The 26,612-nt window shown below is 57.2% G+C and carries 23 protein-coding genes; 18 read left to right on the top strand and 5 right to left on the bottom strand.

Annotated elements, in window-relative coordinates; all coding sequences use genetic code 11:
- Positions 1 to 80 precede the first annotated feature (80 nt).
- From leuD to leuL, 5 genes are all read right to left on the bottom strand, one after another.
- A complete protein-coding gene (gene leuD, locus KHQ24_RS10445; protein WP_004204321.1) occupies positions 81 to 686 on the bottom strand; it encodes a 3-isopropylmalate dehydratase small subunit in 606 nt (201 codons plus the stop codon).
- Between the two features lie 10 nt (positions 687 to 696).
- Complete coding sequence (gene leuC / locus KHQ24_RS10440; protein WP_004177417.1) at positions 697 to 2,097, bottom strand: 3-isopropylmalate dehydratase large subunit; 1,401 nt, start codon at positions 2,095 to 2,097, stop codon at positions 697 to 699.
- Between the two features lie 2 nt (positions 2,098 to 2,099).
- Positions 2,100 to 3,191: a 3-isopropylmalate dehydrogenase gene (gene leuB / locus KHQ24_RS10435; RefSeq protein WP_017901193.1), complete on the bottom strand. Its 1,092-nt coding sequence runs from the start codon at positions 3,189 to 3,191 to the stop codon at positions 2,100 to 2,102.
- On the bottom strand, positions 3,191 to 4,762 hold the full coding sequence (gene leuA, locus KHQ24_RS10430; RefSeq protein ID WP_004204323.1) for a 2-isopropylmalate synthase: 1,572 nt from the start codon (positions 4,760 to 4,762) through the stop codon (positions 3,191 to 3,193). Before leuA ends, leuB begins: the two co-directional genes overlap by 1 nt.
- A gap of 95 nt (positions 4,763 to 4,857) precedes the next feature.
- Positions 4,858 to 4,944: a leu operon leader peptide gene (gene leuL / locus KHQ24_RS10425; protein WP_017901192.1), complete on the bottom strand. Its 87-nt coding sequence runs from the start codon at positions 4,942 to 4,944 to the stop codon at positions 4,858 to 4,860.
- A 614-nt stretch (positions 4,945 to 5,558) separates the two neighbouring features.
- Here leuL and leuO point away from each other — a divergent pair.
- The 18 genes from leuO to ftsA all read left to right on the top strand — a co-directional run bounded on the left by leuO (position 5,559) and on the right by ftsA (position 26,604).
- Complete coding sequence (gene leuO / locus KHQ24_RS10420) at positions 5,559 to 6,527, top strand: transcriptional regulator LeuO (protein ID WP_072140386.1); 969 nt, start codon at positions 5,559 to 5,561, stop codon at positions 6,525 to 6,527.
- A gap of 394 nt (positions 6,528 to 6,921) precedes the next feature.
- Positions 6,922 to 8,646: an acetolactate synthase 3 large subunit gene (gene ilvI / locus KHQ24_RS10415; RefSeq protein ID WP_017901190.1), complete on the top strand. Its 1,725-nt coding sequence runs from the start codon at positions 6,922 to 6,924 to the stop codon at positions 8,644 to 8,646.
- A 2-nt stretch (positions 8,647 to 8,648) separates the two neighbouring features.
- Positions 8,649 to 9,140 (top strand): acetolactate synthase small subunit, encoded by a 492-nt coding sequence (gene ilvN, locus KHQ24_RS10410; RefSeq protein WP_002888536.1) that lies wholly within the window; start codon positions 8,649 to 8,651, stop codon positions 9,138 to 9,140.
- Between the two features lie 180 nt (positions 9,141 to 9,320).
- Complete coding sequence (cra, locus tag KHQ24_RS10405) at positions 9,321 to 10,325, top strand: catabolite repressor/activator (RefSeq protein WP_004145952.1); 1,005 nt, start codon at positions 9,321 to 9,323, stop codon at positions 10,323 to 10,325.
- A 640-nt stretch (positions 10,326 to 10,965) separates the two neighbouring features.
- Positions 10,966 to 11,424 carry a division/cell wall cluster transcriptional repressor MraZ gene (gene mraZ / locus KHQ24_RS10400; RefSeq protein ID WP_004204327.1) on the top strand — a complete coding sequence of 153 codons (459 nt, stop codon included), beginning with the start codon at positions 10,966 to 10,968 and terminating at the stop codon, positions 11,422 to 11,424.
- A 2-nt stretch (positions 11,425 to 11,426) separates the two neighbouring features.
- Complete coding sequence (gene rsmH, locus KHQ24_RS10395; protein WP_211777258.1) at positions 11,427 to 12,368, top strand: 16S rRNA (cytosine(1402)-N(4))-methyltransferase RsmH; 942 nt, start codon at positions 11,427 to 11,429, stop codon at positions 12,366 to 12,368.
- On the top strand, positions 12,365 to 12,730 hold the full coding sequence (ftsL, locus tag KHQ24_RS10390; RefSeq protein ID WP_002888550.1) for a cell division protein FtsL: 366 nt from the start codon (positions 12,365 to 12,367) through the stop codon (positions 12,728 to 12,730). The genes rsmH and ftsL overlap by 4 nt, the downstream gene beginning before the upstream one ends.
- A 15-nt stretch (positions 12,731 to 12,745) precedes the next feature.
- Positions 12,746 to 14,512, top strand: coding sequence for a peptidoglycan glycosyltransferase FtsI (locus KHQ24_RS10385; RefSeq protein WP_004204330.1), 1,767 nt, complete (start codon positions 12,746 to 12,748; stop codon positions 14,510 to 14,512).
- The gene (murE, locus tag KHQ24_RS10380) at positions 14,499 to 15,986 is read left to right on the top strand and encodes a UDP-N-acetylmuramoyl-L-alanyl-D-glutamate--2,6-diaminopimelate ligase (RefSeq protein ID WP_017901188.1); all 1,488 of its coding nucleotides are present in this window, start codon (positions 14,499 to 14,501) and stop codon (positions 15,984 to 15,986) included. Before KHQ24_RS10385 ends, murE begins: the two co-directional genes overlap by 14 nt.
- On the top strand, positions 15,983 to 17,341 hold the full coding sequence (gene murF, locus KHQ24_RS10375) for a UDP-N-acetylmuramoyl-tripeptide--D-alanyl-D-alanine ligase (RefSeq protein ID WP_048322988.1): 1,359 nt from the start codon (positions 15,983 to 15,985) through the stop codon (positions 17,339 to 17,341). Before murE ends, murF begins: the two co-directional genes overlap by 4 nt.
- Complete coding sequence (mraY, locus tag KHQ24_RS10370) at positions 17,335 to 18,417, top strand: phospho-N-acetylmuramoyl-pentapeptide-transferase (protein WP_004204335.1); 1,083 nt, start codon at positions 17,335 to 17,337, stop codon at positions 18,415 to 18,417. The genes murF and mraY overlap by 7 nt, the downstream gene beginning before the upstream one ends.
- 2 nt (positions 18,418 to 18,419) lie before the next feature.
- Complete coding sequence (gene murD, locus KHQ24_RS10365; protein WP_004204336.1) at positions 18,420 to 19,736, top strand: UDP-N-acetylmuramoyl-L-alanine--D-glutamate ligase; 1,317 nt, start codon at positions 18,420 to 18,422, stop codon at positions 19,734 to 19,736.
- Positions 19,736 to 21,010, top strand: a complete 1,275-nt coding sequence (gene ftsW / locus KHQ24_RS10360) for a cell division protein FtsW (protein WP_004204337.1) — start codon at positions 19,736 to 19,738, stop codon at positions 21,008 to 21,010. Before murD ends, ftsW begins: the two co-directional genes overlap by 1 nt.
- Positions 21,007 to 22,077 carry an undecaprenyldiphospho-muramoylpentapeptide beta-N-acetylglucosaminyltransferase gene (murG, locus tag KHQ24_RS10355; protein ID WP_004204339.1) on the top strand — a complete coding sequence of 357 codons (1,071 nt, stop codon included), beginning with the start codon at positions 21,007 to 21,009 and terminating at the stop codon, positions 22,075 to 22,077. Before ftsW ends, murG begins: the two co-directional genes overlap by 4 nt.
- 47 nt (positions 22,078 to 22,124) lie before the next feature.
- Positions 22,125 to 23,600, top strand: coding sequence for a UDP-N-acetylmuramate--L-alanine ligase (murC, locus tag KHQ24_RS10350; RefSeq protein ID WP_017901185.1), 1,476 nt, complete (start codon positions 22,125 to 22,127; stop codon positions 23,598 to 23,600).
- The gene (locus tag KHQ24_RS10345; RefSeq protein WP_049092072.1) at positions 23,593 to 24,513 is read left to right on the top strand and encodes a D-alanine--D-alanine ligase; all 921 of its coding nucleotides are present in this window, start codon (positions 23,593 to 23,595) and stop codon (positions 24,511 to 24,513) included. The genes murC and KHQ24_RS10345 overlap by 8 nt, the downstream gene beginning before the upstream one ends.
- Before the next feature lies 1 nt (position 24,514).
- Entirely contained in the window at positions 24,515 to 25,345 is an 831-nt protein-coding gene (gene ftsQ, locus KHQ24_RS10340; protein WP_004204342.1) for a cell division protein FtsQ, read from the top strand.
- On the top strand, positions 25,342 to 26,604 hold the full coding sequence (ftsA, locus tag KHQ24_RS10335; RefSeq protein ID WP_004204343.1) for a cell division protein FtsA: 1,263 nt from the start codon (positions 25,342 to 25,344) through the stop codon (positions 26,602 to 26,604). Before ftsQ ends, ftsA begins: the two co-directional genes overlap by 4 nt.
- Positions 26,605 to 26,612: the final 8 nt, after the last annotated feature.

The raw sequence follows: 26,612 nt of genomic DNA, 5'->3' as shown, positions 1-26,612 counted from the left end.
AATATTGTTTTTTGTGCGTGAGATCTCAATTTTCTGCCGCAATAAATTAAAAAGCCCGGTCAAATGACCGGGCGCGAAGCTTAATTCATAAACGCCGGCAGCTTGTGCTCATAGTCGGAAATCGCCGCTTCATGTTGCAGCGTCAGGCCGATGCTATCCAGGCCATTAAGCATGCAGTGGCGACGGAAATCGTCGATCTTAAAGCTGTAGGTTTTATCCCCCGCTTTCACCACCTGCGCTTCCAGGTCCACTTCAAACGTAATGCCCGGGTTGGCCTGCACCAGTCTGAACAGCTCGTCGACCTGCTCATCGCTCAGCGTCACCGGCAGCAGCTGGTTGTTGAAGCTGTTGCCGTAGAAAATATCGGCAAAGCTTGGGGCGATAACGACTTTAAAACCGTAATCGGTCAGCGCCCACGGCGCATGCTCGCGGGAGGAGCCGCAGCCGAAGTTTTCCCGCGCCAGCAGGATAGAGGCGCCTTTGTACTCAGGAAAGTTCAGCACGAACTCCGGGTTCGGCTGTTGACCTTTATCATCGAGGAAGCGCCAGTCGTTGAACAGGTGCGCGCCAAAGCCGGTGCGGGTCACTTTCTGCAGAAACTGCTTGGGAATAATCGCGTCGGTATCGACGTTTGCAGCATCCAGCGGAACCACCAGGCCGGTATGTTGGGTAAATTTCTCTGCCATGATGGTCTCCTTACTTCAGATTACGGATATCGGCGAAATGGCCGGTCACAGCCGCCGCCGCGGCCATTGCCGGGCTCACCAGGTGCGTGCGTCCGCCGCGGCCCTGACGGCCTTCAAAATTACGGTTGCTGGTGGAGGCGCAGCGCTCGCCCGGGTTCAGGCGGTCGTTGTTCATCGCCAGACACATCGAGCAGCCCGGTAAGCGCCACTCAAAGCCGGCTTCGATAAAGATCTTATCCAGGCCTTCCGCTTCCGCTTGCGCTTTCACCGGACCGGAACCTGGTACCACCAACGCCTGGACGCCCGGCGCCACTTTACGCCCTTTGGCGATTTCCGCCGCGGCGCGCAAATCTTCGATACGCGAGTTGGTACAGGAGCCGATGAACACTTTATCGATAGCCACTTCCGTCAGCGGGATGCCGGATTTCAGTCCCATATAGGCCAGCGCTTTCTCAGCGCTGGCGCGTTCCACCGGGTCGCTGAATGACGCAGGATCGGGGATATTATCGGTGACCGAAATCACCTGGCCTGGGTTGGTGCCCCAGGTCACCTGCGGAGCAATCTCAGCCGCCTGCAGCGTCACCACGGTGTCAAATGTGGCGCCGTCGTCGGTTTTCAGGGTTTTCCAGTACGCCACCGCATCGTCAAAATCTTTGCCTTTCGGCGCGTGCAGACGGCCGCGTACGTAATTGAAGGTGGTTTCATCCGGCGCGACCAGGCCCGCTTTGGCGCCCATCTCGATCGCCATGTTGCACAGGGTCATGCGACCTTCCATGCTCAGATCGCGGATCGCTTCGCCGCAGAATTCCACCACGTGGCCGGTGCCGCCGGCGCTGCCGGTTTTACCAATGATCGCCAACACGATATCTTTGGCGGTGATGCCCGGCGCCGCTTTGCCTTGCACTTCGATTTTCATGGTTTTCGCACGACCCTGTTTCAGGGTCTGGGTCGCCAGCACATGTTCCACTTCGGAAGTGCCGATGCCGAAGGCCAGCGCGCCGAACGCGCCGTGGGTGGCGGTATGGGAGTCGCCGCATACAATGGTCATCCCCGGCAAGGTCACCCCTTGTTCCGGGCCCATTACGTGAACGATGCCCTGGTACGGGTGATTCAGGTCGTACAGCTCAACGCCGAACTCTTTACAGTTCTTAATCAGCTCCTGCATCTGAATGCGGGCCATCTCGCCGGACGCGTTAATGTCTTTGGTCTGCGTCGAGACGTTGTGATCCATGGTGGCGAAGGTTTTACCCGGCTGGCGCACCTGGCGGCCGTGGGCGCGCAGGCCGTCAAAGGCCTGCGGGGAGGTAACTTCATGCACCAGATGGCGGTCGATATACAACAGCGGGGTTTCGTTTTGCGCCTCATACACCACGTGCGCATCAAACAATTTTTCGTATAACGTCTTCGCCATGATTACACCCCTTCTGCGACATAGCGGGCAATGATATCGCCCATTTCATCAGTGCTGACCGCCGCCGTGCCGCGCGCTAAGTCGCCGGTACGAACCCCTTCCTCCAGAGCGCGGTTAATCGCGCTTTCAATTGCGCTCGCCGCCTCGTTAGCGTCAAGGCTATAGCGCAGCAGCAGCGCCAGGGAGAGGATCTGCGCGATCGGGTTAGCGATATTTTTGCCAGCGATATCCGGCGCCGAGCCGCCTGCAGGCTCGTACAGGCCGAAACCTTGTTCGTTAAGGCTGGCGGACGGCAGCATACCCATCGAGCCGGTGATCATTGCGCACTCGTCGGAGAGGATGTCGCCGAACAGGTTGGAGCACAGCAGCACGTCGAACTGAGACGGATCTTTAATCAGCTGCATGGTGGCGTTATCGATATACATATGCGCCAGCTCAACGTCCGGATACTCTTTGCCGATCTCACTGACGATTTCGCGCCACAGAATAGAGGACTGCAGAACGTTGGCTTTATCGATGGAGGTCACTTTGTGACGACGTTTACGGGCAGATTCAAAAGCGATGCGCGCGATACGTTCGATTTCAAAGCGGTGATACACCTCGGTATCAAAAGCTTTCTCATGCTGACCGCTGCCTTCGCGGCCTTTCGGCTGGCCGAAGTAGATGCCGCCGGTCAGTTCGCGAACGCAGAGAATGTCGAAGCCGTTGGCGGCGATGTCGGCGCGCAGCGGGCAGAACTCTTCCAGCCCCTGATACAGTTTGGCCGGGCGCAGGTTGCTGAACAGTTTGAAGTGTTTACGCAGCGGCAGCAGGGCGCCGCGCTCTGGCTGTTCTGCGGGCGGCAGGTGTTCCCACTTCGGGCCGCCAACGGAGCCGAACAGGATCGCGTCCGCCTGCTCGCATCCGGCGACCGTCGCCTGCGGCAGGGGAGTTCCCTGGCGGTCGATGGCCGCGCCGCCGACGTCGTACTGGCTGGTGGTAATGTGCATGGCAAAACGTTGGCGCACGGCTTCCAGTACTTTCATCGCCTGGTTCATCACTTCCGGGCCAATGCCATCACCCGGCAAAACGGCAATATGGTAATTCTTCGACATTACACGGTTTCCTTATTGTTCTCTTTATTCTGAGCTTTGCGTTGCAATTCTTTTTCGACTTCGGCGGCGCGCCAGATGTTGTTCAGCACATGAACCATCGCTTTGGCTGACGACTCTACGATATCCGTTGCCAGACCAACGCCGTGGAAACGGCGGCCGTTGTAGTCAACGACGATATCCACCTGGCCCAGGGCGTCTTTGCCGTGGCCTTTCGCGCTTAAGCCATATTTCACTAATTCAATGTTGTAATTGGTGACGCGGTTAATCGCCTGGTAGATAGCATCGACCGGACCGTTGCCGTTGGCGGCTTCAGTTTTGATCTCATCCCCGCAGACCAGTTTGATCGAGGCGGTGGCGATATCGCTGGAGCCGGACTGAACGTTGAAGTAATCCAGGCGGAAATGCTCTGGCTCTTCCTGCTGCTTGTTGATAAAGGCCAGCGCTTCCAGATCGTAATCGAAGACCTGTCCTTTTTTGTCCGCCAGCTTCAGGAACGCGTCGTACAGGTGATCCAGGTTGTAATCGCTCTCCTGGTAGCCCATCTCTTCCATCCGGTGTTTCACCGCCGCGCGGCCGGAACGGGAGGTCAGGTTCAACTGCACCTGGTTCAGACCGATGGATTCCGGGGTCATGATCTCGTAGTTTTCGCGGTTCTTCAGCACGCCGTCCTGGTGGATACCGGAGGAGTGGGCGAAGGCGCCGGTGCCGACGATGGCTTTGTTCGCCGGGATCGGCATGTTGCAGATCTGGCTGACGGTCTGGCTGGTGCGCCAGATTTCATGGTGGTTGATATTGGTGTGCACGTTCATGATGTCTTTGCGCACTTTAATCGCCATGATGACCTCTTCCAGCGCGCAGTTGCCGGCGCGCTCGCCGATACCGTTCATCGCGCCTTCTACCTGGCGAGCTCCGGCGTGGACCGCGGCGAGGGCGTTGCCGACGGCAATGCCCAGGTCATCATGGGTGTGAACGGAGATAATGGCTTTGTCGATATTCGGTACGCGCTCATACAGGCCGCTGATAATGTTGGCGTACTCGAACGGCATGGTGTAGCCGACGGTATCCGGAATATTTATGGTGGTGGCGCCAGCGTTAATCGCTGCTTCCACGACGCGAGCCAGGTCAGCTATTGGCGTACGGCCGGCGTCTTCACAGGAGAATTCGACATCGTTAGTGTAATTGCGCGCCCGCTTCACCATATAAACCGCTCGCTCAATGACTTCATCCAGGGTGCTGCGCAGTTTGGTGGCGATATGCATCGGCGAGGTGGCGATGAAGGTGTGGATACGGAACGCTTCGGCCACCTTTAAGGATTCCGCCGCCACGTCGATATCTTTCTCAACGCAACGCGCCAGAGCGCATACGCGGCTGTTTTTGATGGTGCGCGCGATGGTCTGCACGGATTCAAAATCGCCCGGAGAAGAAACCGGGAAACCGACTTCCATCACGTCAACACCCATGCGCTCGAGGGCCAGAGCGATCTGCAGCTTCTCTTTGACACTCAGGCTTGCCTGTAACGCTTGTTCGCCATCACGTAAGGTCGTATCGAAAATAATGACTTGCTGGCTCATGGTTTGGATCCTTAGTCTGTGTCCTGGCGCCTTGTTGACGAGCATAAAAAAACCCGCGCCAAGGCGCGGGTTTTATAGTCTTGCTGGAAGATGACTTAACGCTGAACGTCGCCCAACAGCCTACCGCGCAAATGGCATGCGTTTAGTAGTAGTAGGCTGGTGATGCGAGTGGTGCGAATCATTGCGTCAAACTCCAGATGAAATCGTTATGCTTTTAGAGTTACTGGATAGCCGTTTCAAAGTCAACCCCTGGCATGGAAAAAGCGTTTTTGGTCCACGGCGTGAATTAGCTAATTGTGCTGATGTTTGCCCTTTTTTGCCGAAGATCCTTTTTTGGCCCTGCGGGAGCGCACTGGGATATGTTTCATTTGACAATGTACTTTGCATTAAAGGCTTCGCTCACGATGCGCCGCGAGCGAGGCGGCAAAAAATCGCTATCTAAATGAAAAGATTATATTTATTTTTCGTGTGAATATCTCCACCCCTTAGCGGCTCTTTTTTCAATGATAAATGGTTGTTAATTTTATGGGGTAGAAAATAAAATGCTTTATTATTGCTTAAGTTACAGTTAATCATTGGTGTTGTTTTTATTTTTCTGAATTATGGTTAAACTCATCATCATTAAGTAACTAGTATGGTTTGAGCAGTTCACCTATTCCGGCGGTACCGGATTTACACTGCCACTCATAGCCTTGATATATTCCTAAAATACACCTTTGCTATTTTGCAAATGTCATTAGCATGATAAATGATATTTTCGCCGCTAATCATAGCGGTTTAGTAAAGGGAATTCATCGTGACGGCGGAACTAGATATGTTAATTGAAAGTCCAGAATATAAATCAGCCCCCGGACAGGAAGTCGTAAAACCTCAACTACGGATGGTTGATCTCAATCTGCTTACCGTTTTTGATGCGGTTATGCAGGAACAGAATATTACCCGTGCCGCCCATACGCTAGGCATGTCTCAACCGGCGGTGAGCAACGCGGTTTCACGTCTGAAAGTGATGTTTAATGATGAACTGTTTGTGCGCTATGGCCGCGGTATTCAGCCGACGGCGCGGGCCTATCAGCTCTTTGGCTCAGTGCGCCAGGCGCTGCAGCTGGTGCAAAACGAATTGCCAGGCTCCGGTTTTGAACCACTGAGCAGTGAGCGTGTTTTCAATCTGTGCGTCTGTAGCCCGCTGGATAACATCCTGACGTCGGTGATATTTAATAAAGTCGCTGAAATCGCGCCCAATATTCATTTAGTCTTTAAATCAGCGCTTAATCAAAATACGGAACATCAGCTACGTTATCAGGAAACGGAATTTGTGATCGGTTATGAAGAGTTCCGTCGCCCTGAGTTTGCCTGTGTGCCGCTATTCAAAGATGAAATGGTTCTGGTGGCCAGTCGCAACCATCCGCGTATCTCCGGACCGGTGATGGAGGCTGATATTTATCGCGAGGAGCATGCCGCGGTGGCTCTCGATCGGTATGCCTCATTCAGTCTGCCGTGGTATGACACGGCCGATAAACAAGCGCGCATCGCATATCAAGGTAATGCGATGGTCAGCGTATTAAACGTGGTGTCACAAACACAGATGGTGGCCATTGCGCCGCGCTGGTTGGCAAATGAGTTTGCCGATAAGTTAGCGCTGCAAATATTACCTCTACCGCTGAAGGTGAATAGCCGGACCTGCTATCTCTCCTGGCACGAAGCGGCGGGTCGCGATAAAGGCCATCAGTGGATGGAAGAGCTGCTGGTGGATATTTGTCAGCGCTGAGCCGATGGCAATGATCATGAAAGGGGCTTCGGCTCCTTTTTTTATATGATTGAATTACAAGAATGCAGAATTTTATGCTGTTTACTCTTTCAGTTGCTCTCCTCCCGTTAACAAAAAATGGATCAATTCCTGCTATCGCGCCTTTTCTCCGAGTATTTACTATTCTCTTTTCTTATCTCTGAAGCATTCCACCATATTTTCCTCTCTCCGCTTGTTTTTCTTCTTATTCCACTTAGAAAGCCCCTGTCGTGGCGAATTGCCTGCCTGCTGGCGAGCAGTTATGGTAGTGGCATGCAGTCCATTCACCTCAGTGCGGAGGGGTACCCCTTCGCATCGTGCGAGCGCGCGGAAATTGAGTTCCGCTGTCGTAAAACAATAAGCCTGGAGGCAAACCATGGAGATGTTGTCAGGAGCCGAGATGGTCGTCCAATCGCTTGTCGATCAGGGCGTCAAGCAAGTATTCGGCTATCCCGGAGGCGCAGTCCTCGATATCTATGATGCGTTACATACCCTTGGCGGTATCGATCATGTGCTGGTTCGCCACGAGCAGGCGGCGGTGCATATGGCGGATGGTCTGGCGCGAGCGACCGGGGAGGTCGGTGTGGTGCTGGTGACCTCAGGGCCTGGGGCGACGAACGCCATCACCGGTATCGCGACGGCCTATATGGACTCTATCCCGCTGGTGATCCTCTCAGGGCAAGTGGCGACATCGCTTATCGGCTACGATGCCTTCCAGGAGTGCGACATGGTGGGGATTTCCCGACCGGTGGTGAAGCACAGTTTCCTGGTGAAGCAGACCGAAGATATTCCCGGCGTGCTGAAGAAAGCCTTCTGGTTAGCGGCCAGCGGTCGCCCCGGGCCGGTGGTGGTCGATCTGCCGAAGGATATACTCAATCCGGCGAAGAAACTGCCGTACGTCTGGCCAGACGCGGTCAGCATGCGCTCGTATAACCCGACGACCAGCGGCCATAAAGGCCAGATTAAACGCGCCCTGCAGACCCTGGTGGCGGCGAGCAAGCCGGTCGTCTACGTCGGCGGCGGGGCGATCAATGCGCAATGCGAACCACAGCTGCGCGAACTGGTGGAAAAGCTGAAGCTGCCGGTGGCCTCCTCCCTGATGGGGCTGGGCGCTTTCCCGGCGACGCACTCGCAGGCGTTGGGGATGCTGGGCATGCACGGCACCTATGAAGCCAACATGACCATGCACCATTCAGACGTGATTTTTGCCGTCGGCGTTCGCTTTGACGATCGGACCACCAATAACCTGGCCAAATACTGTCCGAACGCGACTGTGCTGCATATTGATATCGATCCGACCTCAATCTCGAAAACCGTGCCGGCAGATGTGCCGATCGTCGGCGATGCCCGGCTGGTGCTGGAACAGATGCTGGAGCTGCTGGAACAGGAAGAGGCGCAGCAGCCGCTGGACGATATTCGCGACTGGTGGCTACAGATTGAGCAGTGGCGCGCCCGCCATTGTCTGCGCTACGACGACCAGAGCGATAAGATCAAACCGCAGGCGGTGATTGAAACGATCTGGCGACTGACCCAGGGCGATGCCTATGTCACTTCCGATGTGGGTCAGCACCAGATGTTCGCCGCCCTTTATTACCCCTTCGACAAACCGCGGCGCTGGATTAACTCCGGTGGTCTCGGCACCATGGGCTTTGGCCTACCGGCAGCGCTGGGGGTCAAAATGGCTCTGCCGGACGAAATGGTCGTCTGCGTGACCGGTGACGGCAGTATCCAGATGAATATTCAGGAACTTTCTACCGCGCTGCAATATGAACTGCCGGTCCTGGTGCTTAACCTCAACAACCGCTATCTGGGGATGGTGAAGCAGTGGCAGGATATGCTCTATTCCGGGCGCCACTCGCAGTCCTATATGGAGTCGCTGCCGGACTTTGTGCGTCTGGCGGAAGCCTATGGCCACGTTGGCATCCGCATCAGTGAGCCACAGGAACTGGAGACGAAGCTTGCTGAAGCCCTGGAGCAGGTGCGACAGCGCCGGCTGGTGTTTGTCGATGTCACCGTCGACGGCAGTGAGCATGTGTACCCCATGCAGATCCGCGGCGGCGGCATGGATGAAATGTGGTTGAGCAAAACGGAGAGGACCTGATTATGCGCCGGATATTATCGGTATTACTGGAAAACGAATCGGGCGCATTGTCCCGCGTTATCGGCCTCTTTTCCCAGCGCGGCTATAATATAGAAAGCCTGACTGTCGCGCCGACAGACGATCCGACCCTCTCCAGGATGACCATCCAGACCGTGGGCGATGAAAAAGCGATCGAGCAGATTGAAAAGCAACTGCACAAGCTGGTGGATGTCCTGCGGGTCAGCGAACTGGGGCAGGGGGCTCATGTCGAACGTGAAATCATGCTGGTGAAGGTCCAGGCCAGCGGTTACGGCCGTGAAGAAGTGAAGCGCAACACCGAAATCTTTCGTGGACAGATTATCGACGTGACGCCTTCTATCTATACCGTCCAGCTCGCCGGCACCAGCGATAAGCTCGACGCCTTCCTGGCCTCGCTGCGCGATGTCGCTCGGATCGTGGAAGTGGCTCGCTCCGGCGTGGTCGGCCTGTCTCGCGGTGATAAAATCATGCGCTGAGGATCGGGAATTGATGCAAAAATAGCCCGGCAGCGACTGTCGGGCTTTTTTTTTGCGAAATCAGTAGGAACTGTAAGCGAAAGCGGTTGCTGCGCTAACTATTCTGCGTTTAGATGTTATAAAAAGGGTTCCATACCTGAATAATGGTTATGTTTGGCACTTCTTACCCAAGGGGCAATTGTGAAACTGGATGAAATCGCCCGGCTGGCCGGTGTTTCAAGAACCACCGCGAGCTATGTGATTAATGGCAAAGCGAAGCAGTACCGCGTAAGCGACAAGACGGTCGAAAAGGTGATGGCTGTCGTGCGAGAGCACAACTATCATCCGAATGCGGTCGCTGCTGGCCTGCGTGCAGGACGCACACGCTCTATCGGTCTGGTGATCCCGGATCTGGAAAACACCAGCTATACCCGCATTGCAAATTATCTGGAGCGGCAGGCGCGCCAGCGCGGCTATCAGCTGCTGATTGCCTGCTCGGAGGATCAGCCCGATAACGAAATGCGCTGTATCGAGCATCTGCTACAGCGCCAGGTGGACGCCATCATTGTTTCCACCTCGCTGCCGCCGGAGCACCCTTTCTACCAGCGCTGGGCTAACGATCCGTTTCCGATTGTCGCCCTCGACCGCGCCCTTGATCGCGAGCACTTCACCAGCGTCGTCGGCGCTGATCAGGATGACGCCGAGATGCTCGCCGCCGAGCTGCGGACTTTTCCAGGCGAAACGGTGCTTTATCTTGGCGCGCTGCCGGAACTGTCGGTGAGCTTCCTGCGCGAGCAAGGCTTCCGTAAAGCCTGGCAGGACGATCCGCGTGAGGTGCATTATCTCTATGCCAACAGCTATGAGCGAGAAGCGGCGGCCCAGCTATTTGAAAAATGGCTTGAAACTCATCCGATGCCGCAGGCGCTGTTTACCACCTCTTTCCCGCTGCTGCAGGGCGTCATGGATGTGACGCTGCGCCGTGAGGGTAAACTGCCTTCCGAGCTGGCGATCGCCACCTTCGGCGATAATGAGCTGCTCGATTTCCTGCAGTGTCCGGTACTGGCCGTGGCCCAGCGCCATCGCGATGTTGCTGAGCGGGTGCTCGAGATCGTCCTCGCTAGCCTCGATGAACCGCGCAAGCCGAAACCAGGCCTCAGCCGTATTCGTCGTAATCTTTATCGCCGCGGCAGCCTGAATCGCCGTTAAGGGCGCAATATCGTCAGCATCCAGGATTATTCCTGGCAGGCCTGCCAGAGAGCAGGCCGCTGGCGATAAATCAGGCAACTGACGTCCAGAATGCAAAACTGAATATATTTCAGACAAATCCTTAAACTTCTTTACGCGTTATTTTGTTTTATTCCCTGGCAATCGTTTTGTGACTCAAAACAGGACACAAAAAATGATGGTGCAGGCTTTAATTGTATTATTTTGTTACATTCACCAGGTTAATTGCTGAATTAACACCCATTTTGTTCGCCACTACCGTTCTCCCCTGCCTTATCCCGCGCCTGGTCCACCCCTCAGGCAGCAACAGGTACTGTTAACGGCCGGCATAATGGCCTAAAATGCCGCTCGCGTCGCAAACTGACACTTTATATTTTCCCGCCGAAGATATTTTGTTGTTTATAACTGTTACGAGTTTGTTGGTTATTTTCTTACACGTATTCATAACGTTAATTTGCCTCGCCTGTTGATGATTTTTTCATCAGGGCTAATGTCGGCTGTAAATAATGGGTTTTTGAGCTCCGTTGGCATTCGTGCTGGCTTGACAAGCTTTTCCTCCGCTCCGTAAACTCCTTCTGGTGGGAATTTGTGGGATAAAGTGGCGAAAAGGGGTGAGGCTGGCATGTTCCGTGGAGCAACGTTAGTCAATCTCGACAGCAAAGGCCGCCTGGCCGTGCCAACGCGCTATCGCGATGGGCTGATCGAGGACGCTGCCGGTCAATTGGTATGCACCATTGACATTCATCACCCGTGCCTGCTGCTTTATCCATTGCCTGAATGGGAAGTCATCGAGCAGAAATTGTCGCGTTTATCGAGCATGAATCCCGTTGAGCGGCGCGTACAGCGTTTGCTTCTGGGTCATGCCAGCGAATGTCAGATGGATAATGCTGGTCGCTTGCTGATTGCGCCGGTGTTACGGCAGCATGCCGGGCTGACAAAAGAAGTGATGCTGGTCGGGCAGTTTAATAAATTTGAACTGTGGGACGAAACGACCTGGTATCAACGGGTCAAGGAAGATATTGACGCTGAGCAGTCCGCGACCGGTGAACTGTCGGAGCGCCTGCAGGATTTGTCTTTATAAAAATGATGGAAAATTTTAAACACACTACGGTACTTCTGGATGAAGCCGTCAAAGGCCTCAATATTCGTCCAGACGGTATCTATATTGATGGTACCTTTGGTCGCGGCGGTCACTCGCGCCTGATCCTCTCCCGGCTGGGAGCGGAAGGACGCTTGCTGGCAATCGATCGCGATCCACAGGCGATTGCCGTCGCGCAAACCATCGATGATCCCCGCTTTTCCATCGTACATGGTCCATTTTCACAGCTTGCTGATTATGTCGGCGAGCGCAATCTTACCGGTAAGATCGACGGCATTCTGCTCGATCTCGGCGTCTCTTCCCCACAGCTTGACGATGCGGAACGCGGTTTTTCCTTTATGCGCGACGGACCGCTGGATATGCGCATGGATCCGACGCGCGGTCAGTCTGCGGCCGAATGGTTGCAGACCGCTGAAGAAGCGGATATCGCCTGGGTGATTAAAACCTTCGGCGAAGAGCGTTTCGGCAAACGGATCGCCCGCGCGATCGTCGAACGTAATCGCATTGCACCGATGACTCGCACCAAAGAGCTGGCGGAGGTCATCGCCGCCGCGATGCCGGTAAAAGATAAGCACAAACATCCCGCGACCCGTACCTTCCAGGCGGTGCGCATTTGGGTAAACAGTGAACTGGAGGAGATAGAGCAGGCGCTAAAAAGCTCGCTCAGCGTGCTGGCCCCAGGCGGGCGGCTGTCGATCATTAGTTTTCATTCGCTGGAAGATCGCATTGTAAAGCGCTTTATGCGCGAGCAAAGCCGCGGTCCGCAGGTTCCGGCGGGAATACCGATGACCGAATCGCAGCTCAAAAAACTGGGCGGCCGTGAGTTACGAGCACTAGGCAAGTTGATGCCGGGCGAAGAAGAGGTGGCAGAGAATCCACGCGCCCGTAGTTCAGTGCTGCGTATTGCAGAGAGGACGAACGCATGATCGGCAGAGTGACAGAGGCCTTAAGCAAGGTTAAAGGGTCGATTGGAAGCAACGAGCGCCATGCTTTGCCTGGCGTGATCGGGGACGACCTTCTGCGGTTTGGGAAACTGCCACTCTGCCTGTTCATTTGCATCATTATTACGGCAATTACCGTGGTCACCACCGCGCACCACACGCGCCTGCTGACCGCGCAGCGTGAACAACTGGTTCTGGAACGCGACGCCCTGGACATTGAATGGCGCAACCTGATCCTCGAAGAGAACGCGCTCGGCGATCACAGTCGGGTTGAGCGGATCGCGACCGAGAAGTTGCAGATGCAGCACGTCGATCCATCCCAAGAAAATATCGTTGTACAGAAATAAGGATTATTGCGACGGATGAAAGCAGCGCCAAAAACGCCTAAAGCAAAACGTCAGGAAGAACAGGCCAACTTTATCAGTTGGCGTTTTGCGTTGCTGTGCGGCTGTATTCTACTGGCGCTGGCTTTTCTGCTGGGGCGGGTTGCCTGGCTACAGGTAGTCAGCCCGGACATGCTGGTGCGCCAGGGCGATATGCGTTCTCTGCGCGTACAGGAAGTATCCACCGCGCGCGGGATGATTACCGACCGCTCCGGTCGTCCGCTTGCGGTCAGCGTGCCGGTGAAGGCTATCTGGGCCGATCCAAAAGAACTTCATGATGCCGGCGGGGTAACCCTGGATACGCGCTGGAAGGCGCTGGCGGATGCCCTCAATATGCCGCTGGATCAGCTGGCGACGCGCATCAATACCAATCCGCGGATGCGTTTCATCTATCTGGCGCGTCAGGTTAACCCTGACATGGCCGACTACATCAAAAAACTGAAGCTGCCGGGCATTCATCTACGTGAAGAATCCCGTCGTTACTACCCTTCCGGGGAAGTGACCGCTCACCTCATCGGCTTTACCAACGTCGACAGCCAGGGGATTGAAGGGGTCGAAAAGAGCTTTGATAAATGGCTTACCGGCCAGCCGGGCGAGCGTATCGTGCGTAAAGACCGCTATGGCCGGGTAATTGAAGACATCTCTTCCACCGACAGCCAGGCGGCGCACAACCTGGCGCTGAGCATCGACGAGCGTCTGCAGGCGCTCGTCTATCGTGAGCTGAACAACGCCGTGGCCTTTAACAAAGCCGAGTCCGGCAGCGCGGTGTTAGTGGACGTGAACACCGGCGAAGTGCTGGCGATGGCCAACAGCCCGTCCTACAACCCAAACAACTTTGCCGGCACGGCGAAAGACACCATGCGTAACCGCGCCATCACCGACGTGTTCGAACCGGGTTCGACGGTGAAGCCGATGGTGGTGATGACGGCGCTGCAGCGCGGTATCGTCAACGAAAATACCGTGCTCAATACCGTGCCTTATCGAATTAACGGCCACGAAATTAAAGACGTGGCGCGCTACAGCGAATTGACCCTGACCGGGGTACTACAGAAGTCGAGTAACGTCGGTGTTTCTAAGCTGGCGTTAGCGATGCCGTCCTCAGCGTTAGTAGATACTTACTCACGTTTTGGGCTTGGAAAGGCGACCAATTTGGGGTTGGTCGGAGAACGCAGTGGCTTATATCCTCAAAAACAACGGTGGTCTGACATAGAGAGGGCCACCTTTTCTTTCGGCTACGGGCTAATGGTAACCCCGTTACAGTTAGCGCGAGTCTACGCAACGATTGGCAGCTACGGCATCTATCGCCCGCTGTCGATTACCAAAGTTGATCCACCGGTTCCGGGCGAACGTGTCTTCCCGGAATCACTCGTTCGTACCGTCGTTCATATGATGGAAAGCGTGGCGCTGCCTGGCGGCGGCGGCGTGAAAGCGGCGATCAAAGGCTATCGCATCGCGATTAAAACCGGTACGGCGAAAAAAGTGGGGCCGGATGGCCGCTACATCAACAAATATATTGCTTACACCGCAGGCGTTGCGCCCGCCAGCCATCCGCGCTTTGCGCTGGTGGTGGTGATCAACGACCCGCAGGCAGGTAAATACTACGGTGGCGCCGTTTCCGCGCCGGTGTTCGGTGCCATCATGGGCGGCGTATTGCGCACCATGAACATCGAGCCGGATGCGCTGGCAACGGGCGAAAAAAGTGAATTTGTAATTAATCAAGGCGAGGGAACAGGTGGCAGATCGTAATTTGCGCGACCTTCTCGCTCCATGGGTGCCAAACGCACCGGAGCGCATTCTGCGAGAGATGACGCTGGACAGCCGGGTGGCTGCTTCCGGCGATCTCTTTATCGCGGTACAGGGTCATCAGGCGGACGGGCGTCGTTATATCCCGCAGGCGATAGCGCAAGGTGTGGCTGCCATTATTGCTGAAGCCCAGGGCGAAGCTAAAGACGGTGAGATCCGTGAAATGCACGGCGTGCCGGTTATCTACCTGAGCCAGCTTAACGAACGCTTATCGGCGCTGGCCGGGCGTTTTTATCATCAGCCGTCGCAGCAACTGCGTCTGGTGGGCGTGACCGGTACCAACGGCAAAACCACCACCACCCAGCTTCTGGCGCAATGGGCGAAACTACTCGGCGAAACCAGCGCGGTGATGGGGACCGTCGGCAACGGCCTGCTGGATAAAGTGGTGCCGAGCGAAAACACCACCGGTTCTGCGGTCGATGTTCAGCACGTGCTTTCCGGCCTGGTCGAGCAGGGGGCAACCTTCGGCGCGATGGAAGTCTCTTCCCACGGGCTGGTACAGCACCGCGTGGCGGCCCTGCAGTTTGCCGCCTCGGTATTTACCAACCTGAGCCGCGACCACCTCGACTACCATGGCGACATGGCGCACTACGAAGCGGCAAAATGGCTGCTGTACTCCACCCACCATTGCGGTCAGGCCATCGTCAACGCTGACGATGAAGTCGGTCGTCGCTGGCTGGCGAAGCTGCCGGACGCGGTGGCGGTGTCGATGGAAGATCATATCAATCCGAACTGCCACGGCCGCTGGCTGAAGGCCACCGCGGTTAACTATCACGACAGCGGTGCCACCATCCAGTTTGACTCCAGCTGGGGCAACGGTGAAATCGAAAGCCGCCTGATGGGCGCCTTTAACGTTAGCAACCTCCTGTTGGCGCTGGCCACGCTGCTGGCGCTGGGCTATCCGCTGGCCGATCTGCTGAAAACTGCGGCGCGTTTACAGCCGGTATGCGGCCGTATGGAAGTGTTCAGCGCGCCCGGTAAACCGGCGGTGGTGGTGGATTATGCCCATACCCCTGACGCACTGGAAAAAGCACTGCAGGCCGCGCGCCTGCACTGCAGCGGCAAGCTGTGGTGCGTCTTCGGCTGCGGCGGCGACCGTGACAAAGGCAAGCGTCCGCTGATGGGGGCGATTGCAGAAGAGTTCGCCGATATTGTGGTCGTCACTGACGACAACCCGCGTACCGAAGAACCGCGGGCGATTATCAACGATATTCTGGCCGGCATGCTCGATGCAGGTCATGCAAAAGTGATGGAAGGCCGTGCGGAAGCGGTGACCAACGCCGTGATGCAGGCGCAGGAGAACGACGTGGTGCTGGTGGCGGGTAAAGGCCATGAAGATTACCAGATCGTCGGTAACCGTCGTCTGGATTATTCCGACCGCGTCACCGTCGCGCGTCTGCTGGGAGCGGTAGCATGATTCGCTTTACGTTAAGCCAGCTCGCCGCGATCGCCCATGGCGAACGGCAGGGTAGCGATATCGCTATCGACGAGGTAACCACCGACACCCGTAAAGTCACAGCGGGCTGCCTGTTTGTGGCGCTAAAAGGCGAGCGTTTCGACGCCCATGATTTTGCCGAACAGGCGAAAGCGGCAGGCGCCGGCGCGCTGCTGGTGAGCCGTCCGCTGGCCTGCGATCTCCCGCAGGTGATCGTGAAAGATACCCGGCAGGCTTTCGGCGAGTTAGCCGCCTGGGTCCGTCAGCAGGTGCCGACCCGCGTCGTCGCCCTGACCGGCTCGTCCGGTAAAACCTCGGTCAAAGAGATGACCGCGGCGATCCTCAGCCAGTGCGGCAATACGCTGTATACCGCCGGTAACCTGAACAACGATATCGGCGTACCGATGACTCTGCTGCGTCTGACCGAAGAACATCAGTACGCGGTGATTGAGCTCGGCGCCAACCACCAGGGCGAAATCGCCTGGACCGTCAGCCTGACGCGTCCTGAAGCGGCGCTGGTCAACAACCTTGCCGCCGCGCACCTTGAAGGTTTCGGCTCGCTGGCGGGCGTGGCGAAGGCGAAGGGCGAAATCTATACCGGACTGCCGGAAAACGGCATCGCCATTCTCAATGCCGACAACAACGACTGGCTGAACTGGCAGGCGGTGATTGGCGATCGCAAAGTGTGGCGCTTCTCACCGAATGCGGCCAACAGCGATTTCACTGCGACTAACGTGCAGATCACCAGCCACGGCACCGAATTTACGCTGCAGACTCCAACCGGTAACGTTGATGTACTGCTGCCGCTGCCGGGACGCCACAACATCGCTAACGCGCTGGCGGCGACCTCGCTGGCGATGGCGGTAGGCGCCGATCTGGCGGCGGTGAAAGCCGGTCTGGCGCAGCTGCAGGCCGTTCCGGGACGTCTGTTCCCGATCCGCCTGACCGAGAGCCAGCTGCTGCTGGATGACTCCTACAACGCTAACGTCGGTTCGATGACCGCGGCGGTGCAGGTCCTGTCAGAGATGCCGGGCTTCCGGACGATGGTGGTCGGCGATATGGCCGAACTTGGCGCGGAAAGCGCGGCTTGCCACCGTGAAGTCGGCGAAGCGGCGAAAGCGGCAGGGCTGGATTGCGTTCTCAGCGTCGGCGTCTTGAGCGCGGATATCAGCCGCGCCAGCGGCGTGGGCGAACATTTTAACGATAAAGCCGCCGTGGTGGCTCGCCTGCGCGAGCTGCTGGCGGAGCATAAGATAATGACCATTTTAGTGAAGGGTTCACGTAGTGCCGCCATGGAAGAGGTAGTACGCGCATTACAGGAGACTGGGACATGTTAGTATGGCTGGCCGAACATTTGGTCAAATATTATTCCGGCTTTAACGTCTTTTCGTATTTGACGTTTCGCGCCATCGTCAGCCTGCTGACCGCGCTGTTCATCTCTCTGTGGATGGGCCCGCGCATGATCGCCCGTCTGCAAAAACTCTCCTTCGGCCAGGTGGTTCGTAACGACGGTCCGGAGTCTCATTTCAGTAAGCGCGGTACCCCGACCATGGGGGGGATCATGATCCTCACCGCGATCACTGTGTCGGTGCTGCTGTGGGCTTACCCGTCCAACCCGTACGTCTGGTGCGTGCTGACGGTGTTGATCGGCTACGGCATCATCGGCTTCGTTGATGATTACCGTAAAGTGGTGCGCAAAGACACCAAAGGTCTGATCGCCCGCTGGAAGTACTTCTGGATGTCGGTGATTGCCCTTGGGGTAGCCTTTGCCCTGTATCTAGCGGGGAAAGACACCCCGGCGACCGAGCTGGTGGTGCCGTTCTTTAAAGACGTCATGCCGCAGCTGGGGCTGTTCTATATCCTGCTGGCCTACTTCGTGATCGTCGGCACTGGCAACGCGGTTAACCTGACCGACGGTCTCGACGGCCTGGCGATCATGCCCACCGTCTTCGTCGCAGCGGGTTTTGCGCTGGTGGCGTGGGCGACCGGTAACATGAATTTCGCCAACTACCTGCACATTCCTTATCTGCGCCACGCCGGCGAACTGGTGATCGTCTGTACGGCGATCGTCGGCGCGGGGCTAGGCTTTCTGTGGTTTAACACCTACCCGGCGCAGGTCTTTATGGGCGACGTCGGTTCGCTGGCGCTCGGTGGCGCGCTGGGCATTATCGCCGTGCTGCTGCGTCAGGAATTCCTGCTGGTGATTATGGGCGGCGTTTTCGTGGTGGAGACCCTGTCGGTGATTCTGCAGGTTGGCTCCTTTAAGCTGCGCGGTCAGCGTATCTTCCGCATGGCGCCGATCCACCACCACTATGAACTGAAAGGCTGGCCGGAGCCGCGCGTTATCGTGCGCTTCTGGATTATTTCGCTGATGCTGGTGCTGATTGGCCTGGCGACGCTGAAGGTACGTTAATCATGGCAGATTATCAGGGTAAAAAAGTCGTCATTATTGGGCTGGGCATGACCGGCCTGTCATGCGTGGACTTTTTCATGGCGCGCGGCGTAACCCCGCGCGTGATGGACACCCGCGTCGCGCCTCCTGGGCTGGATAAATTGCCTGAATCGGTCGAATGCCATGTCGGTGGCCTCAATGATACCTGGCTGCTGGCGGCGGATCTGATTGTCGCCAGTCCTGGCATCGCGCTGGCCCATCCTTCGTTGAGCGCGGCGGCAGACGCTGGCGTAGAGATCGTTGGCGATATCGAACTGTTCTGCCGCGAAGCGCAGGCGCCGATCATCGCCATTACCGGCTCGAACGGCAAAAGCACCGTCACCACCCTGGTGGGCGAGATGGCGAAAGCGGCCGGGATTAACGTCGGCGTGGGCGGCAATATCGGCCTGCCGGCGCTGATGCTGCTGGATACCGATCGTGAGCTGTATGTTCTGGAGCTCTCCAGCTTCCAGCTGGAAACCACCTCCAGCCTGCAGGCGGTGGCGGCAACCATCCTCAACGTGACTGAGGACCATATGGACCGCTACCCGCTGGGGCTGCAGCAGTATCGCGCGGCGAAGCTGCGGATTTACGAGAATGCGAAGACCTGCGTGGTCAACGCGGACGATGCGCTCACCATGCCGGTACGCGGCGCGGACGATCGCTGCATCAGCTTTGGTATCGACGTCGGTGACTATCACCTTAACCGTCAGCAGGGCGAGACCTGGCTGCGCGTAAAAGGTGAGAAAGTCCTCAATGTGAAAGAGATGTCTATCACGGGCCAGCATAACTACAGCAACGCCCTGGCGGCGCTGGCGCTGGCCGATGCCGCGGGTCTGCCGCGTGCCAGCAGCCTGAAGGCGCTGACCACCTTTACCGGCCTGGCGCATCGCTTCCAGCTGGTGCTGGATCACAACGGCGTGCGCTGGATTAACGACTCGAAGGCAACCAACGTCGGCAGTACCGAGGCGGCGCTGAACGGCCTGCAGCTTGATGGCACGCTGTATCTGCTGCTGGGCGGCGACGGCAAGTCCGCTGATTTCACTCCGCTGAAGCGCTACCTTGGCGGCGATCGTATCCGTCTGTACTGCTTTGGTCGCGACGGCGCCGAGCTCGCCGAGCTGCGTCCTGAGGTGGCGGTACAAACTGAAACCATGGAGCAGGCGATGCGTCAGATAGCGCCCCTGGTGAAGGCGGGCGATATGGTTCTCCTGTCGCCAGCCTGCGCCAGCCTGGATCAGTTTAAGAACTTTGAACAACGGGGCGAGATGTTTGCCCGCCTGGCGAAGGAGTTAGGTTGATGCGTTTCTCTCTCCCACGCCTGAGAATGCCGCAGCTGAGCTTGCCTCGGTTGAGACTGCCGCGACTGCCGGGGATGTTTATCTTCGCCTGGCTGTTCGCCGCGCTGAAAGGCTGGGTGATGGGCTCGCGCCCAAAAGATAACGACAGTCTGGTGATGTATGACCGGATGCTGCTGTGGCTGACCTTCGGCCTGGCGGCGATCGGCTTTATTATGGTGACCTCGGCGTCAATGCCGGTGGGACAGCGCCTGGCGAACGATCCTTTCCTCTTCGCCAAGCGTGACGGCCTGTACATTGTGCTGGCCTTTGTCCTCGCGCTGGTGACGCTGCGCCTGCCGATGGATTTCTGGCAGCGCCACAGTACCGCGATGCTGATCGCCTCGATCGTCATGCTGCTGATCGTGCTGGTGGTGGGTAGCTCGGTAAACGGCGCATCGCGCTGGATCGCCCTCGGTCCGCTGCGCATCCAGCCGGCGGAGTTCACCAAGCTGTCGCTGTTCTGCTACATCGCCAACTATCTGGTGCGCAAAGCCGACGAAGTGCGCAACAACCTGCGCGGCTTCTTAAAACCGATGGGCGTGATTTTCGTACTGGCCATCCTGCTGCTGGCGCAGCCTGACCTCGGTACGGTGGTGGTGCTGTTCGTCACCACGCTGGCGATGCTTTTCCTCGCCGGCGCCAAGCTGTGGCAGTTCATCGCTATTATCGGCATGGGCATATCGGCGGTGGTCCTGTTGATCCTCGCCGAACCGTACCGTATTCGCCGCGTGACCTCCTTCTGGAACCCGTGGGAAGACCCGTTCGGCAGCGGCTATCAGCTGACCCAGTCGCTGATGGCCTTTGGCCGCGGCGAGATGTGGGGGCAGGGACTCGGCAACTCGGTGCAAAAACTGGAGTATTTGCCGGAAGCGCACACTGACTTTATCTTCGCCATCATCGGCGAAGAACTCGGTTATATCGGTGTGGTACTGGCGCTTTTAATGGTATTCTTCGTCGCTTTCCGCGCCATGTCGATTGGCCGAAAAGCGCTGGAGATCGATCATCGCTTCTCCGGCTTCCTCGCCTGTGCGATTGGTATCTGGTTTAGCTTCCAGGCGTTAGTTAACGTCGGGGCGGCGGCGGGGATGCTGCCGACGAAAGGTTTGACGCTGCCGCTGATCAGTTATGGTGGTTCCAGTCTGCTGATTATGTCGACGGCCATCATGTTGTTGTTGCGAATTGATTATGAAACGCGTCTGGAAAAAGCCCAGGCGTTTACACGGGGTGTTCGATGAGCGGTCAGGAAAAGCGGTTGATGGTGATGGCGGGCGGTACCGGCGGGCATGTGTTCCCGGGACTGGCGGTCGCGCACTATCTAATGGACCAGGGCTGGCAGGTTCGCTGGCTGGGTACCGCCGATCGTATGGAAGCGGATTTAGTGCCGAAAAACGGCATCGAGATTGATTTTATCCGTATCTCCGGCCTGCGTGGCAAAGGGATTAAAGCACAGCTGCTGGCGCCGGTGCGGATCTTCAACGCCTGGCGTCAGGCGCGGGCGATCATGAAGCGTTTCCAGCCGGACGTGGTGCTGGGTATGGGCGGCTATGTGTCCGGGCCTGGCGGCCTGGCGGCGTGGTCGCTGGGGATCCCGGTGGTCCTCCACGAACAAAACGGCATTGCCGGCCTGACCAACAAATGGCTGGCGAAGATTGCGAAGAAAGTGATGCAGGCGTTTCCCGGCGCCTTTCCGCATGCGGACGTCGTCGGGAATCCGGTGCGCACCGATGTGCTGGCGCTGCCGCTGCCGGGGCAACGTCTGGTAGGCCGTCAGGGGCCGATTCGCGTGCTGGTGGTCGGTGGCTCTCAGGGCGCGCGCGTCCTGAACCAGACCATGCCGCAGGTGGCGGCGAAGCTCGGCGATACGGTGACCATCTGGCATCAGAGCGGTAAAGGCGGCCAGCAAACCGTACAGCAGGCCTATGCCGCCGCGGGGCAGTCGCAGCATAAAGTGACGGAATTTATTGATGATATGGCCGCGGCGTATGCCTGGGCAGATGTTGTGGTATGCCGTTCCGGCGCCCTGACGGTTAGCGAAATCGCGGCTGCGGGCTTACCGGCGCTGTTTGTACCGTTCCAGCACAAAGATCGTCAGCAGTACTGGAATGCGCTGCCGCTGGAAAAAGCCGGCGCGGCGAAAATTCTCGAACAGCCGGCGTTCACGGTTGAGGCGGTAGCCTCTACTCTGGCGAGCTGGGATCGGGAAACCTTGCTGGATATGGCGGAACGAGCGCGTGGCGCTTCGATTCCGGACGCTACCGAGCGGGTAGCAGAAGAGGTCAGCGCCGTAGCTTTGGCGCGCTAATTGCGGTGATTTTCACCGCCCGAATACAGAAGTTGATGGCGTAAAGAATGAATACACAAGATTTGGCAAAACTGCGTTCCATAGTGCCCGAGATGCGTCGCGTCCGGCACATTCACTTTGTCGGCATCGGCGGTGCCGGTATGGGCGGTATTGCCGAAGTGTTGGCTAACGAAGGTTATCAGATCAGCGGCTCCGACCTGGCGCCGAATCCGGTGACCCAGCAGCTGTCGCAGCTTGGCGCCACTATTTATTTCAACCATCGCCCGGAAAACGTGCGCGATGCCAGCGTGGTCGTAGTTTCCAGCGCGATTTCCGCCGATAACCCGGAAATCGTCGCCGCGCACGAGGCGCGTATCCCGGTGATCCGTCGTGCGGAAATGCTGGCGGAGCTGATGCGCTTCCGTCACGGGATCGCCATTGCCGGGACCCATGGCAAAACCACCACCACCGCGATGGTATCCAGTATTTACGCCGAAGCCGGGCTGGACCCGACTTTCGTCAACGGCGGGTTGGTGAAAGCGGCGGGCGTCCATGCGCGCCTCGGCCATAGCCGTTACCTGATTGCGGAAGCGGATGAGAGCGATGCATCGTTCCTGCACCTGCAGCCGATGGTGGCCATTGTTACCAACATCGAAGCCGACCACATGGACACCTACCATGGCGATTTCGAGAATCTGAAGCAGACCTTTATTAACTTCCTGCACAACCTGCCGTTCTATGGACGCGCGGTGATGTGTGTGGATGACCCGGTGATCCGGGAACTGCTGCCGCGCGTCGGCCGGCAGATCACCACCTACGGTTTTAGCGACGACGCCGACGTCCGCGTAGAAGACTACCGTCAGGTTGGAGCGCAGGGGCATTTCCGCCTGGTGCGTCAGGATAAAGAACTGCTGCAGGTGACGCTCAATGCCCCGGGACGCCATAACGCGCTGAACGCGGCGGCGGCGGTCGCCGTGGCGACGGAAGAGGGGATTGACGATCAGGCGATCCTGCGCGCGCTGGAAAGCTTCCAGGGTACCGGCCGTCGTTTCGACTTCCTTGGCGAATATCCGCTGACGGAAGTCAACGGCAAAGCGGGCAGCGCGATGCTGATCGATGACTATGGCCACCACCCGACGGAAGTCGACGCCACTATCAAAGCGGCGCGTGCCGGCTGGCCGGATAAAAATCTGGTGATGGTATTCCAGCCGCACCGTTATACCCGTACTCGCGATCTGTACGATGATTTCGCCAACGTGCTGACCCAGGTCGATGCGCTGCTGATGCTCGATGTCTACCCGGCAGGCGAAGCGCCGATCCCGGGTGCCGACAGCCGCTCGCTGTGCCGTACAATCCGTGGTCGCGGTAAAGTTGACCCGATTCTGGTGTCCGACCCGACGCAGGCCGCGGCGATGCTGGCGTCGGTGCTGACCGGCAACGATTTAGTGCTGGTGCAGGGGGCCGGAAACATTGGAAAAATCGCCCGTCACCTGGCTGAAATCAAACTGATCCCGCAAAAAACGGAGGAGGAGCGCCATGGCTGATAAAATCGCGGTGCTTTTCGGTGGAACCTCCGCTGAACGTGAAGTGTCGCTGAATTCAGGCGCCGCGGTGCTGGCCGGGCTGCGTGAAGCCGGGGTGGATGCCCATCCGGTTGACCCGCGCGATGTCGATATTACCCAGTTGAAAAAGCTGGGGTTTAAGAAAGCGTTTATTGCCCTCCACGGTCGCGGCGGGGAAGATGGCACGCTGCAGGGGGTGCTGGATCTGATCCAGCTGCCTTATACCGGCAGCGGCGTGATGGCTTCGGCGATTTCAATGGATAAACTGCGCAGCAAATGGCTGTGGCAGGGGGCCGGATTACCGGTCGCGCCGTGGGTGGCGCTGACCCGCGCCCAGTTTAGCGCCGGATTGTCTGCTGATGTCGAACAGCAGATTGCGGCGCTGGGTCTGCCGCTCATCATCAAGCCCAGCCGCGAAGGCTCCAGCGTTGGGATGTCGAAAGTCAGCGAAAGCTGTGATTTAGCAAGTGCACTGGCGTTGGCTTTTCAGCATGATGATGAAGTTTTAGTCGAAAAATGGCTCAGTGGGCCGGAATTTACCGTCGCCATCGTCGGTGAAGAAATTTTACCGTCAATACGTATCCAGACGGCTGGAACCTTCTATGATTATGAGGCGAAGTATCTCTCTGATGAGACGCAATATTTCTGCCCAGGATTGGAGGATCCAGCGCGTGAGTCAGCCATTCAAAGCCTGGTGCTTAAAGCCTGGAATGTTCTGGGTTGCAAAGGCTGGGGCCGTATTGACGTCATGCTGGACAGCGATGGCCAGTTTTATCTGCTGGAAGCGAATACTTCTCCGGGCATGACCAGCCATAGCCTTGTACCGATGGCGGCGCGTCAGGCAGGAATGAGCTTCTCCCAGCTTGTTGTACGAATTCTGGACCTGGCGGGGTGATATGTCGCAGGCTGCGCTGAATACGCGGAACCATGAAGAGGACGTTTCTTCTTCGCGTCGGAGTAATGGAACGCGGCTGGCAGGGATCGTTTTCCTGCTGGCGGTGCTGTTTACCGTGCTGGTCAGCGGGTGGATGGTTCTTGGCTGGATGGAGGACGCGCAGCGTTTACCGCTGTCGAAGATGGTGGTGACCGGCGAGCGTCACTATACGCGCAATGATGACATCCGCCAGGCGATCCTGGCGCTGGGTTCGCCGGGCACCTTTATGACTCAGGACGTGAACATCATTCAGAGTCAGATTGAACGTCTGCCGTGGATTAAGCAGGCGAGCGTCCGAAAGCAGTGGCCCGATGAATTGAAGATTCATCTGGTTGAATATGTGCCGATTGCGCGCTGGAATGATCAACATATGGTGGATGCAGAGGGAAATGCCTTCAGCGTGCCGGCGGATCGCACCAGCAAACAGAATTTACCGATGTTATACGGCCCGGAAGGCAGCGAGAACGAAGTGCTGCAAGGGTATCGTGACATGGGGCAGGTGCTGGCAAAGGATAAATTCACGTTGAAAGTGGCGGCGATGACCGCCCGTCGCTCCTGGCAGTTGACGCTTAATAATGACATTAAGCTCAACCTTGGTCGTGGCGACACCATGAAACGGCTTCAGCGCTTTATGGAACTCTACCCGGTTCTTCAGCAGCAGGCGCAGACCGACGGCAAACGGATTAGCTACGTTGATTTGCGTTATGACTCGGGTGCGGCAGTGGGCTGGGTACCTGCTCCCGCAGAGGAAACTAATCAACAACAGAATCAGGCACAGGCAGAACAACAATGATCAAGGCGACGGACAGAAAACTGGTAGTTGGACTGGAGATTGGCACCGCCAAGGTGGCCGCTTTAGTAGGGGAAGTTCTGCCCGACGGCATGATTAATATCATCGGCGTGGGCAGTTGCCCATCGCGTGGTATGGATAAAGGCGGTGTGAACGACCTCGAGTCGGTGGTGAAATGCGTACAGCGCGCCATCGACCAGGCCGAACTGATGGCGGATTGCCAGATTTCATCAGTTTATTTGGCTCTTTCGGGTAAACATATAAGCTGTCAGAATGAAATCGGGATGGTACCGATTTCGGAAGAAGAAGTGACGCTGGACGACGTCGAAAACGTGGTCCATACCGCGAAGTCGGTTCGCGTCCGCGATGAGCATCGCGTCCTGCACGTGATTCCGCAGGAATACGCCATTGACTACCAGGAAGGGATTAAAAACCCGGTTGGGCTGTCCGGCGTGCGCATGCAGGCGAAGGTGCATCTGATTACCTGCCATAACGATATGGCGAAAAACATTGTTAAAGCGGTGGAACGTTGTGGTCTGAAAGTTGACCAACTTATTTTCGCCGGTTTAGCGGCCAGTTATTCCGTATTAACAGAAGACGAACGTGAGCTGGGCGTCTGCGTGGTGGATATTGGTGGTGGTACAATGGATATCGCCGTCTATACCGGCGGCGCGCTGCGTCACACCAAAGTGATCCCGTACGCGGGCAACGTGGTGACCAGCGATATCGCCTATGCCTTCGGGACGCCGCCGAGCGACGCCGAAGCCATCAAGGTTCGTCACGGTTGCGCATTGGGTTCCATCGTCGGTAAAGACGAAAACGTCGAAGTACCGAGCGTAGGCGGACGGCCGCCGCGTAGCCTGCAACGTCAGACGCTGGCTGAGGTGATTGAACCGCGCTATACCGAACTGCTTAATCTGGTCAATGAAGAGATCCTGCAGCTGCAGGAACAGCTCCGCCAGCAGGGGGTGAAACACCATCTGGCGGCGGGGATTGTGTTAACCGGCGGCGCGGCGCAAATTGAAGGTCTGGCGGCCTGTGCGCAGCGCGTGTTCCATACCCAGGTGCGCATTGGCGCGCCGCTGAACATCACCGGTTTAACGGACTATGCCCAGGAGCCGTATTATTCGACGGCGGTGGGGCTGCTGCACTACGGAAAAGAGTCACATCTGAGTGGTGAAGCGGAAGTCGAAAAACGCGTGACGGCGTCGGTGGGCTCGTGGATTAAGCGACTCAACAGCTGGCTGCGAAAAGAGTTTTAATTTTTTAA

It is taken from the genome of Klebsiella sp. 54, assembly GCF_018223875.1.
GTDB classification, from domain to species: Bacteria; Pseudomonadota; Gammaproteobacteria; order Enterobacterales; family Enterobacteriaceae; genus Klebsiella; species Klebsiella quasipneumoniae.
The sequence above is the reverse complement of the archived record's forward strand: the minus strand, read 5'-3'. Positions and strand labels throughout refer to the sequence as shown.

What these genes read in the sequence shown, in the direction of transcription:
- ilvI (WP_017901190.1), top strand. Translation starts at nt 6,922, where the DNA reads ATGGAGATGTTGTCAGGAGCCGAGATGGTCGTCCAATCGCTTGTCGAT.
- mraZ (WP_004204327.1), top strand. Translation starts at nt 10,966, where the DNA reads ATGTTCCGTGGAGCAACGTTAGTCAATCTCGACAGCAAAGGCCGCCTG.
- murC (WP_017901185.1), top strand. Translation starts at nt 22,125, where the DNA reads ATGAATACACAAGATTTGGCAAAACTGCGTTCCATAGTGCCCGAGATG.
- ftsA (WP_004204343.1), top strand. Translation starts at nt 25,342, where the DNA reads ATGATCAAGGCGACGGACAGAAAACTGGTAGTTGGACTGGAGATTGGC.
- murF (WP_048322988.1), top strand. Translation starts at nt 15,983, where the DNA reads ATGATTCGCTTTACGTTAAGCCAGCTCGCCGCGATCGCCCATGGCGAA.
- murD (WP_004204336.1), top strand. Translation starts at nt 18,420, where the DNA reads ATGGCAGATTATCAGGGTAAAAAAGTCGTCATTATTGGGCTGGGCATG.
- ftsL (WP_002888550.1), top strand. Translation starts at nt 12,365, where the DNA reads ATGATCGGCAGAGTGACAGAGGCCTTAAGCAAGGTTAAAGGGTCGATT.
- KHQ24_RS10345 (WP_049092072.1), top strand. Translation starts at nt 23,593, where the DNA reads ATGGCTGATAAAATCGCGGTGCTTTTCGGTGGAACCTCCGCTGAACGT.
- leuL (WP_017901192.1), bottom strand. Translation starts at nt 4,944, where the DNA reads ATGATTCGCACCACTCGCATCACCAGCCTACTACTACTAAACGCATGC.
- leuC (WP_004177417.1), bottom strand. Translation starts at nt 2,097, where the DNA reads ATGGCGAAGACGTTATACGAAAAATTGTTTGATGCGCACGTGGTGTAT.
- ilvN (WP_002888536.1), top strand. Translation starts at nt 8,649, where the DNA reads ATGCGCCGGATATTATCGGTATTACTGGAAAACGAATCGGGCGCATTG.
- ftsW (WP_004204337.1), top strand. Translation starts at nt 19,736, where the DNA reads ATGCGTTTCTCTCTCCCACGCCTGAGAATGCCGCAGCTGAGCTTGCCT.
- leuD (WP_004204321.1), bottom strand. Translation starts at nt 686, where the DNA reads ATGGCAGAGAAATTTACCCAACATACCGGCCTGGTGGTTCCGCTGGAT.
- murG (WP_004204339.1), top strand. Translation starts at nt 21,007, where the DNA reads ATGAGCGGTCAGGAAAAGCGGTTGATGGTGATGGCGGGCGGTACCGGC.
- ftsQ (WP_004204342.1), top strand. Translation starts at nt 24,515, where the DNA reads ATGTCGCAGGCTGCGCTGAATACGCGGAACCATGAAGAGGACGTTTCT.
- rsmH (WP_211777258.1), top strand. Translation starts at nt 11,427, where the DNA reads ATGATGGAAAATTTTAAACACACTACGGTACTTCTGGATGAAGCCGTC.
- leuA (WP_004204323.1), bottom strand. Translation starts at nt 4,762, where the DNA reads ATGAGCCAGCAAGTCATTATTTTCGATACGACCTTACGTGATGGCGAA.
- KHQ24_RS10385 (WP_004204330.1), top strand. Translation starts at nt 12,746, where the DNA reads ATGAAAGCAGCGCCAAAAACGCCTAAAGCAAAACGTCAGGAAGAACAG.
- leuB (WP_017901193.1), bottom strand. Translation starts at nt 3,191, where the DNA reads ATGTCGAAGAATTACCATATTGCCGTTTTGCCGGGTGATGGCATTGGC.
- mraY (WP_004204335.1), top strand. Translation starts at nt 17,335, where the DNA reads ATGTTAGTATGGCTGGCCGAACATTTGGTCAAATATTATTCCGGCTTT.